The following is a 9735-nucleotide window of genomic DNA, read 5'->3' as shown; positions in this document are numbered from 1 at the left end:
CGATAGCGGTGTGTCAATGAAATATCCTGACCTGACACACCGCTATCGCAGGCAAGCCAGCTCCTACAGGGTCTTGTGTTGCACTTAAGAAAGTAGCTTCAAGCCAAATCCTGAGCCAATACGGTAAACTCGCGCCATTGCTGTCTGGAGCTACTTATGCGCGAAGCGTTGAATCAAGGCCTGATCGACTTCCTCAAGGCCTCTCCCACTCCCTTTCATGCCACTGCGGCCCTGGCCCAGCGCCTGGAAGCTGCCGGTTTCCAGCGCCTCGACGAGCGCGAGACCTGGACCACCGAGGCCAACGGTCGCTACTACGTGACCCGCAACGACTCCTCGATCATCGCCTTCAAGATGGGCCGCCAGTCGCCCCTGCACGACGGCATCCGCCTGGTCGGCGCCCATACCGACAGCCCGTGCCTGCGGGTCAAGCCGCAACCCGAGCTGCAACGCCAGGGCTTCTGGCAGTTGGGGGTAGAAGTCTATGGCGGCGCGCTGCTGGCGCCGTGGTTCGACCGTGACCTGTCCCTGGCCGGGCGCGTAACGTTCCGGCGTGACGGCAAGGTCGAAAGCCAGTTGATCGACTTCAAGCTGCCGATTGCCATCATCCCCAACCTGGCCATCCACCTGAACCGTGAAGCCAACCAGGGCTGGGCGATCAATGCCCAGACCGAGCTGCCGCCGATCCTCGCGCAATTTGCCGGTGACGAGCGCGTGGACTTTCGCGCCGTGCTCACCGACCAACTGGCTCGCGAGCATGGGTTGAACGCTGATGTGGTGCTCGACTACGAGCTGAGTTTCTACGACACCCAAGGTGCGGCGGTGATTGGCCTGCATGGCGACTTTATCGCCGGCGCCCGCCTGGACAATCTGCTGTCGTGCTACGCCGGCCTGCAAGCCCTGCTCACCAGCGAGACCGACGAAACCTGCGTGCTGGTGTGTACCGACCACGAAGAAGTCGGCTCCTGCTCGGCCTGTGGTGCCGACGGCCCGATGCTGGAACAGACCCTGCGTCGCCTGCTGCCTGAAGGTGATGAGTTCGTACGTGCGATTCAGAAGTCGCTGCTGGTGTCTGCCGACAATGCCCACGGCATCCACCCCAACTATGCCGACAAGCACGACGCCAACCACGGCCCGAAACTCAATGCCGGCCCGGTGATCAAGGTCAACAGCAACCAGCGCTACGCCACCAACAGCGAAACCGCCGGGTTCTTCCGCCACCTGTGCATGGCCGAAGAAGTGCCGGTGCAGAGCTTCGTGGTGCGCAGCGACATGGGCTGTGGCTCGACCATCGGCCCGATCACCGCCAGCCACCTGGGCGTGCGCACTGTGGATATCGGCCTGCCGACCTTCGCCATGCACTCGATCCGCGAGCTGTGCGGCAGCCACGACCTGGCGCACCTGGTGAAGGTGCTGAGTGCGTTTTATGCGAGTCGCGACCTGCCCTGACAGTGGCGCTGCGGCCAATCGCGGGCAAGCCCGCTCCCACATTGGGTGTGGGGGCTTGCCCGCGATGGCGATTTCGAGCGCACTGCGGCGCTATCTGACCCACATCAAGGCACCCCGCGCCAATCCCGCCTAAACTGACAGGCATCTCTCTACGACAAGGTCGTCCCCACTATGATCTCTATGTCCGCCTTCCACGCCATGCTCATCCCCATCCTCGCGGGCATGATCCTGCTGGCCGTGGGCTTCAACTTCCGCGACAAGAACCTCGGTGTGTTTGGCATGTGGATCGGCATGCTGCTGATCCTCGCCACCATCGTCTACCGGATCCTCGCGAAACTGGCCGAATAACAAATGCACTCGCATTGGGCATAGCGCCCTCGTACACTCGGGCGATCTGTCGTTTCCAAGGTTGACCGCCTCGTGCTTGCCCGTCTGTTTGCCCTGCCCCACTGCCTGCTTCTGTGCCTGCTGATCCTGTTGCCCATCGCCCCTGCCCAGGCAGTCGGCCTGCCAGGCATCCTGGGCAGCGGCACCAAAGCCCAGCCACAGGCCGACATGCCGTTGGGCCAGTCGTTGGACGAGGTGATCAAGACCCTGGAAAACGACCAGCAGCGCACCAAGCTGCTGGCCGACCTGAAAAAGCTGCGCGAAGCCACGAAAAAGGCCCAGCCGGAGGCCGATCAAGGGGTACTGAGCTTGATCGGCGGCACCCTGGCCAACCTGGAACAACAGTTTGCCGGCGCCGACAGCCCGCTCAACCGCTGGTCCGTCGAGTTCGACCAGGCCAAGACCGAGCTGGCCGCGCTGATGCTGCCCGCCAGCGAATGGCTGCCGATCATCTTTGGCTTTGCCGTGGTGCTGCTGCTCTGGAGCCTGCTGGCCGCCGCGCTGATCTGGCTCGGCCATTGGGTGCGCCTGCGCTTTGGCCTCAGCGAAGAGCTGCCGCAACACCCCAAGACCTGGGACATGCTGCGCTTTGCCTTGCGCAAGCTCGGCCCCTGGCTGATTGCCCTGGTGATCACCGTCTACCTCAGTTACGCCCTGCCCTCGTCCCTGGGCAAGTCCCTGGCGATGGTGCTGGCGTACGCGCTGGTGATCGGCACGTGTTTTTCGGCGATCTGTGTCATCGCCTTTTCCGTGCTCGACGGCCCGCACCGTCACCGCGCCCTGTATATCCTGCGCCACCAGGCATTTCGCCCGCTGTGGCTGATCGGCAGCTTCGCCGCCTTCGGCGAGGCCTTGAGCGATCCGCGCCTGACCGAAGCCCTGGGCACCCACCTGGCCCACAGCGCCGCGACGCTCGCCAATGTGCTGGCTGCACTGTCCACCGGCGTGTTTATCCTGCGCTTTCGCCGGCCCATCGCGCACCTGATCCGCAACCAGCCGCTGTCCCGGCGCCTGACCCGCCGCGCCCTGAGCGATACGATCGAGATCATCGGCACCTTCTGGTACCTGCCCGCGCTGCTGCTGGTGGGTATTTCGCTGTTTGCCACCTTCGTGTCCGCCGGCGATACCAGCACCGCCTTGCGCCAGTCATTACTGTGCACGGTGTTGCTGGTGCTGTGCATGGTGATCAACGGCCTGGTGCGCCGCCACGCCCTCAAGCCCCTGCGCGGGCACAAGCGCCATGCGCTGTATTCCGAGCGCCTGAAAAGCTTCGTCTACACCCTGGCCCACCTGGCGGTATGGCTGGTGTTTATCGAACTGGGCCTGCGGGTCTGGGGCTGGTCGCTGATCCGCTTTACCGAGGGCGACGGGCATGAGATCAGCGTCAAGCTGTTCGGCCTCGCAGGCACCCTGCTGTTCGCCTGGCTGATCTGGATCCTCAGCGACACCGCGATCCACCACGCCCTCACCCGCTCGCGCAAAGGCCTGGCCAATGCGCGGGCGCAGACCATGATGCCGTTGATCCGCAACGTGCTGTTCATAACGATCTTTATCATCGCCGCCATCGTCGCCCTGGCAAACATGGGCATGAACGTCACGCCCCTGCTGGCCGGTGCCGGTGTGATCGGCCTGGCCATCGGCTTTGGCGCACAGTCACTGGTGGCGGACTTGATCACCGGCCTGTTCATCATCATCGAAGACTCCCTGGCCATCGATGACTACGTGGACGTCGGCGGCCACCTCGGCACCGTCGAAGGCCTGACCATCCGTACCGTGCGCCTGCGCGATATCGACGGCATCGTGCATACCATCCCATTCAGCGAGATCAAGAGCATCAAGAACTACTCGCGGGAATTCGGCTATGCGATTTTCCGCGTCGCGGTGCCCGCCAGCATGGACATCGACACGGCGATCAAGCTGATGCGCGACGTCGGCCAGAAAATGCGCGCAGACCCGCTGCAACGCCGCAATATCTGGTCGCCCCTGGAGTTCCAGGGTGTGGAGAGCTTCGAGTCCGGCAACGCCATCCTGCGTGCGCGCTTCAAGACCGCGCCGATCAAACAGTGGGAAGTGTCACGGGCGTTCAACCTGTCGCTCAAGCGCCACCTGGATGAGGCCGGGATGGACCTGGCGATGCCGCGCTTGAGTGTGCAGGTGGTGACGGCGGCGAGCGGCCCGCAGGATGTTCAGGTCACATCGACCCCGACGTGAATCGCATCATGGCGCCAGAACTCCAGGTCGCAATCGATCAGGCGCTGATGCTGATCGTAATTGACCCGGGCGATCCGCAGCCCGGGGCTGCCCGCCGAGACCTTCAGGGCTGCTGCCGCGTCCACCGGCAATGAGGTCGGCACAATTTCAAAGCGCACGCGCCCGTAGTGCAGGTCGTAGTTGCGAGCGTACAGCTCAGTCATCGACTCGTTCAGGTCACACGCCAGGATCCCCGGAAAATACCGGGGGTTGAGGTAGTGCTCCACATACAGCACCAACCGCCCATCAATACGCCGCCTGCGGCAGATCTGGATCACGCTGGACAGCGCCGGCAATTGCAGCCACGCGCATACGGCGGCCGACGCCGGTTGCAGGCGTGCCGAAATGACTTCGGTAGAAGGCACACGATCCTGGGCGCCGACCATGGCGTGGAAGTGGCTGCGCTGCATCAGGTTGTAGGCCAGCCGGGGCGGCGAGACAAACCAGCCACGGCGTTCCTCGCGGTAGATCTGGCCCTGGGCCTCCAGTTGCAGCAAGGCTTCGCGCACAGTGATGCGGGTGGTACCAAACAACTCACTGAGTTTGCGCTCGGCCGGCAATTTGCTCGCCGGGCTCAATAAACCGTGGCTGATCTGCTCTTGCAGCGCCAGGCCAATGGCTGTCACCGCTTTGGTTGCCTCATCACGCATCAACGTTACCTATCTGGACTAGGCCAGCACTGTTTGGGTGCGCCAAATGCCCCGGGTATGGGCGACGGCTATTGCGTGCAAGCCTAGGCATTACACATGACCGACAGATGACAGCGCCTGGCGCCACCACCTCACACGCCCTGCAATACATCGGCCAAGTCCAGGGATTACGGGGCCATGGCCCTGGTCTACGCTTACCCGGCAGACGCCTGGCCAGGTGCTTTAAAAACGACACCGACATGAAACTGTCATCCAGCGCGCCTAAATTGGCTCGTGTATTGCTGACCTAGACCAAACCCACCGCGCCATCAAAAAAAACGCAGCGTTGAAAACGCCCAAAGGAGCTTCGGATGAAACAGCTTTTCCTGGCATCACTGTTAGGCTCGACCATTGCCATGTGCACCGCCGCCATGGCCGCTGACACCGATTTGAAAACCCTGGAAGCTGCCGCCAAGGCAGAAGGCGCCGTGAACAGCGTCGGCATGCCCGATGACTGGGCCAACTGGCGCGGTACCTGGGAAGACCTGGCATCGAAATACGGCCTCAAGCACATCGATACCGACATGAGTTCGGCCCAGGAAATCGCCAAGTTCGCCGCAGAAAAAGACAATGCCAGCGCCGACATCGGTGACGTGGGTGCAGCCTTCGGACCGATCGCGGTCAAGCAGGGCGTGACCCAACCCTACAAGCCCAGCACCTGGGAGCAGATCCCGGACTGGGCCAAGGACAAGGACGGCAACTGGGCACTGGCCTACACCGGCACCATCGCGTTTATCGTCAACAAAAAGCTGCTGCACGGCTCCGAAGTACCGACCAAGTGGTCTGACCTGAAGAGCGGCAAGTACAAAGTCTCGATTGGTGACGTGAGCACCGCCGCCCAGGCCGCCAACGGTGTGCTGGCCGCTGCCCTGGCTACTGGCGGCAACGAGAAGAATATCCAGCCAGCGCTGCTGATGTTCGCCGAGATCGCCAAGCAGGGGCGTATCTCCCTGGCCAACCCGACCATCGCCACCATGGAAAAAGGCGAAGTCGAAGTGGGCGTGGTCTGGGACTTCAACGGCCTGAGCTACAAGGCCAAGATGGCCAACCCGGATGACTACGTGGTGCTGATCCCCTCGGATGGCTCGGTGATTTCCGGCTACACCACCATCATCAACAAATACGCCAAGCACCCCAACGCCGCCAAGCTGACCCGCGAGTACATCTTCAGCGATGCCGGGCAGATCAACCTGGCCAAGGGCAATGCCCGGCCGATCCGGGCCGAGCACCTGACCCTGCCCGCTGAAGTGCAGGCCAAGCTGCTGCCGAACGAGCAGTACAAGGGCGTGACCCCGATCAAGGACGCCGATGCCTGGGAGAAGACCTCCAAGGGCTTGCCGCAGAAGTGGCAGGAAGAAGTCATTATCAACATGCAATAAGCCCTGGGTGAGAGCTGGCTTGCCTGCGATAGCGGTATGACATTCAACACGTGTATCGGCTGATGCACCGTTATCGCAGGCAAGCCAGCTCCCACAGTTGATCCGGTTCCAGAAGAACCACCGAGGAGCCCCTGCCCCTATGAAGCACAACGTCATCCTTGTGGTGCTCGACGGCCTGAACTACGAGGTCGCCCGGCATGCCATGGGGCACCTGCAGGCCTATGTCGGCGCCGGGCGCGCGGCGCTGTACAAGCTGGAATGCCAATTGCCCGCGCTCTCGCGCCCGCTGTACGAATGCATCCTCACCGGCGTGGCGCCGATCGACAGCGGTATCGTGCACAACCACGTCTCGCGCCTGTCCAACCAGCGCAGCATTTTCCATTACGCCACCGCGGCCGGCCTGACCACGGCGGCGGCGGCCTACCATTGGGTCAGCGAGCTGTATAACCGCTCGCCGTTTATCGCCGCCCGCGACCGGCATATCGACGACCCGGCCCTGGCGATCCAGCATGGGCACTTCTACTGGAGCGATCATTACCCCGACGCCCACCTGTTGGCCGATGCCGAAAGCCTGCGCCTCAAGCACACACCGAACTTTTTGCTGGTGCACCCGATGAATATCGACGACGCCGGCCACAAGTTCGGCCTCGACACCGCGCAATACCGCAACAGCGCCCGTTCGGCCGACATTATCCTGGCCGACTACCTGCAAGGCTGGCTCGACGCCGGCTACCAGGTGCTGGTCACCGCCGACCACGGCATGAACAACGACCGCTCCCACAACGGCCTGTTGCCGGAGGAGCGCGAAGTACCACTGTTTGTCTTCGGTAGTGCGTTCAGCCTCGACCCCAAGGCCCTGCCCACGCAAACCGAGATCTGCGGCACCGTCTGCGCCCTGCTGGGCGTTGCCCACGACAAACCTGTCTGCCAGGAGCTGTTGAAGTGAATTCAGTGATCCGTGGCAAATGGCTGGCCGCCTTGTGCCTGGTGCCTTTCGCCCTGTTTTTTATCGTGTTCCAGATCGCGCCGCTGTTCTGGGTGATGGTCAACAGCCTGCAATCGGAAGAGTTCGGCTGGGGCCTGGCCAACTTCAGCAGGATCTTCAGCTCGAAGTTCTACCTGCAGGCAATCCAGTACAGCCTGGAGCTGAGTTTCTACTCCAGCGTGTTCGGTATCATCATCGCCGTGCTCGGCAGCTACTCGTTGCGCAAGGTGGATTCGCCACTGCGCAACTTCGTCACCGCCTTCGCCAACATGACCAGCAACTTCTCCGGCGTGCCCCTGGCCTTTGCCTTCATCATCCTGCTGGGGTTCAACGGCAGCATCACCATCATGCTCAAGCAGGCCGGGATCATTCAGGACTTCAACCTGTACTCCAAGACCGGCCTGATCATCCTCTACACCTATTTCCAGATCCCCCTCGGCGTGTTGCTGCTGTACCCGGCCTTCGATGCCCTGCGTGAAGACTGGCGCGAGTCCGCCGCGCTGCTGGGCGCCAGTGGCTGGCAGTACTGGCGGCATATCGGCCTGCCGGTACTGACGCCGGCGCTGCTGGGGACCTTTGTGATCCTGGTGGCCAATGCCCTGGGCGCCTATGCCACGGTGTATGCGTTGACCACCGGCAACTTCAACGTGTTGCCGATCCGCATCGCAGCGATGGTGTCCGGCGACATTTCCCTGGACCCGAACATGGCCAGCGCCCTGGCCGTAATCCTGGTGGCGCTGATGACCGTGGTCACCGTGGTCCATCAACTGCTGCTCAAGAGGAGCTACCATGTCTCGCGCTGAAGCCAGCCCCGTTGCCCTCTATCATCGCGTGGTGGTGTACCTGCTGTTCGCGATCCTGGTGCTGCCGCTGATCGGCACCCTGGTGTACTCCCTCGCCAGCAGTTGGTCGGCCACCATCCTGCCCGCCGGCTTTACCTTCAAGTGGTATGTGCAACTGTGGAGCGACCCGCGCTTTTTGCATGCCTTTGGCCAATCGCTGCTGGTGTGCGTCGGCGCGCTGATCCTGTCGGTGGTGCTGATCCTGCCGCTGCTGTTCGTGGTGCACTACCACTTCCCCAGGCTCGACGCGCTGATGAATATCCTGATCCTGCTGCCCTTCGCGGTGCCGCCGGTGGTGTCGTCGGTGGGGCTGTTGCAGCTGTATGGCTCGGGGCCGCTGGCCATGGTCGGCACGCCGTGGATCCTGATCGGCTGCTACTTCACCGTGGCGTTGCCGTTCATGTACCGCGCGATCACCAACAACCTGCAGGCGATCAACCTGCGTGACCTGATGGACGCCGCCCAACTGCTCGGCGCCAGCACCTGGCAGGCGGCGATCCTGGTGGTGCTGCCCAACCTGCGCAAGGGCCTGATGGTGGCGTTGCTGCTGTCGTTCTCGTTCCTGTTCGGCGAGTTTGTGTTCGCCAATATCCTGGTCGGCACGCGCTACGAGACCTTGCAGGTGTACCTCAACAATATGCGCAACAGCAGCGGCCACTTCACCAGCGCCGTGGTCATTTCCTATTTCCTTTTCGTGCTGCTGCTCACCTGGGCCGCCAACCTCTTGAACAAGGACAAAAGCCAATGAGCTTCGTCAGCGTCCAGCACCTGCAAAAAAGCTACGCCGCCACCCCGGTGTTCAGTGATATCAACTGCGAGATCGCCAAGGGCGAATTCGTGACCCTGCTCGGCCCGTCCGGTTGCGGCAAGTCCACGCTGCTGCGCTGCATCGCCGGCCTGACGCCGGTGGACAGCGGGCAGATCCTGCTGGACGGCCAGGATATCGTGCCGCTGAGCCCGCAGAAGCGCCATATCGGCATGGTGTTCCAGAGCTACGCGCTGTTCCCCAATATGACCGTGGAACAGAACGTCGCCTTCGGCCTGCGCATGCAGAAGGTCAACGCCGACGACAGCCACAAGCGCGTCCAGGAAGTGCTGCAACTGGTGGAACTCAAGGACCTGGCCGGGCGCTATCCGCACCAGATGTCCGGCGGCCAGTGCCAGCGCGTCGCCCTCGCCCGCTCCCTGGTCACCCGGCCGCGCCTGCTGCTGCTCGATGAGCCGCTGTCGGCGCTGGATGCGCGGATCCGCAAACACCTGCGCGAACAAATCCGCCAGATCCAGCGGGAACTGGGGCTGACCACGATTTTTGTGACCCATGACCAGGAAGAAGCCCTGGTCATGTCCGACCGCATCTTCCTGATGAACCAGGGCAAGATCGTGCAGAGCGGCGACGCCGAAACCCTCTACACCGCCCCAGTGGACGCTTTCGCCGCCGGCTTTATCGGCAACTACAACCTGCTGGACGCCGAGCAGGCCAGTAAGCTGTTGCAGCGTCCGGTCAGCAGCCGTATTGCGATTCGCCCCGAGTCCATCGAACTGAACCGCAGCGGCGAGCTGGACGCCCTGGTACGCAGCCATAGCCTGTTGGGTAACGTGATCCGCTATCGCGTCGAGGCCCGCGGCATCGAATTGGTAGTGGACGTGCTCAACCGCTCGGCCCAGGATCTGCACCCAGACGGGCAACGCCTGGCACTTTCCATCGATCCCAGTGCGCTGTGTGAGGTAGCCTGAGGATGCAGTGTTCATTAAGGAAA

The 9735-nt window shown here is 62.5% G+C and carries 9 protein-coding genes; 8 read left to right on the top strand and 1 reads right to left on the bottom strand.

Annotated features, from left to right (window positions below; all coding sequences use genetic code 11):
• Positions 1–156 precede the first annotated feature (156 nt).
• From AC07W7_RS24100 to AC07W7_RS24090, 3 genes are all read left to right on the top strand, one after another.
• Complete coding sequence (locus AC07W7_RS24100; RefSeq protein WP_029300406.1) at positions 157–1446, top strand: M18 family aminopeptidase; 1290 nt, start codon at positions 157–159, stop codon at positions 1444–1446.
• 171 nt (positions 1447–1617) lie between these two features.
• Entirely contained in the window at positions 1618–1794 is a 177-nt protein-coding gene (locus AC07W7_RS24095; RefSeq protein ID WP_169864616.1) for a hypothetical protein, read from the top strand.
• A 72-nt stretch (positions 1795–1866) separates the two neighbouring features.
• A complete protein-coding gene (locus AC07W7_RS24090; RefSeq protein ID WP_495040254.1) occupies positions 1867–4044 on the top strand; it encodes a mechanosensitive ion channel family protein in 2178 nt (725 codons plus the stop codon).
• Here AC07W7_RS24090 and AC07W7_RS24085 read toward each other — a convergent pair.
• Positions 4020–4733, bottom strand: coding sequence for a UTRA domain-containing protein (locus AC07W7_RS24085; protein WP_169864620.1), 714 nt, complete (start codon positions 4731–4733; stop codon positions 4020–4022). The genes AC07W7_RS24090 and AC07W7_RS24085 overlap by 25 nt on opposite strands.
• Positions 4734–5083: 350 nt before the next feature.
• On the opposite strand from AC07W7_RS24085, the gene AC07W7_RS24080 reads away from it, so the two are divergent.
• From AC07W7_RS24080 to AC07W7_RS24060, 5 genes are all read left to right on the top strand, one after another.
• Positions 5084–6151: an ABC transporter substrate-binding protein gene (locus AC07W7_RS24080; protein ID WP_495040253.1), complete on the top strand. Its 1068-nt coding sequence runs from the start codon at positions 5084–5086 to the stop codon at positions 6149–6151.
• A 139-nt stretch (positions 6152–6290) separates the two neighbouring features.
• Entirely contained in the window at positions 6291–7097 is an 807-nt protein-coding gene (locus tag AC07W7_RS24075; RefSeq protein ID WP_495040252.1) for an alkaline phosphatase family protein, read from the top strand.
• Positions 7094–7939, top strand: coding sequence for an ABC transporter permease (locus AC07W7_RS24070; protein ID WP_099168739.1), 846 nt, complete (start codon positions 7094–7096; stop codon positions 7937–7939). Before AC07W7_RS24075 ends, AC07W7_RS24070 begins: the two co-directional genes overlap by 4 nt.
• Complete coding sequence (locus tag AC07W7_RS24065; RefSeq protein ID WP_029292823.1) at positions 7926–8726, top strand: ABC transporter permease; 801 nt, start codon at positions 7926–7928, stop codon at positions 8724–8726. Before AC07W7_RS24070 ends, AC07W7_RS24065 begins: the two co-directional genes overlap by 14 nt.
• Entirely contained in the window at positions 8723–9712 is a 990-nt protein-coding gene (locus tag AC07W7_RS24060; protein WP_169901135.1) for an ABC transporter ATP-binding protein, read from the top strand. The genes AC07W7_RS24065 and AC07W7_RS24060 overlap by 4 nt, the downstream gene beginning before the upstream one ends.
• Positions 9713–9735: the final 23 nt, after the last annotated feature.

The organism is Pseudomonas sp. GW821-FHT01D09 (genome assembly GCF_059422465.1).
The sequence above is the reverse complement of the archived record's forward strand: the minus strand, read 5'-3'. Positions and strand labels throughout refer to the sequence as shown.

What these genes read in the sequence shown, in the direction of transcription:
- AC07W7_RS24080 (WP_495040253.1), top strand. Translation starts at nt 5,084, where the DNA reads ATGAAACAGCTTTTCCTGGCATCACTGTTAGGCTCGACCATTGCCATG.
- AC07W7_RS24085 (WP_169864620.1), bottom strand. Translation starts at nt 4,733, where the DNA reads ATGCGTGATGAGGCAACCAAAGCGGTGACAGCCATTGGCCTGGCGCTG.
- AC07W7_RS24060 (WP_169901135.1), top strand. Translation starts at nt 8,723, where the DNA reads ATGAGCTTCGTCAGCGTCCAGCACCTGCAAAAAAGCTACGCCGCCACC.
- AC07W7_RS24095 (WP_169864616.1), top strand. Translation starts at nt 1,618, where the DNA reads ATGATCTCTATGTCCGCCTTCCACGCCATGCTCATCCCCATCCTCGCG.
- AC07W7_RS24075 (WP_495040252.1), top strand. Translation starts at nt 6,291, where the DNA reads ATGAAGCACAACGTCATCCTTGTGGTGCTCGACGGCCTGAACTACGAG.
- AC07W7_RS24065 (WP_029292823.1), top strand. Translation starts at nt 7,926, where the DNA reads ATGTCTCGCGCTGAAGCCAGCCCCGTTGCCCTCTATCATCGCGTGGTG.
- AC07W7_RS24100 (WP_029300406.1), top strand. Translation starts at nt 157, where the DNA reads ATGCGCGAAGCGTTGAATCAAGGCCTGATCGACTTCCTCAAGGCCTCT.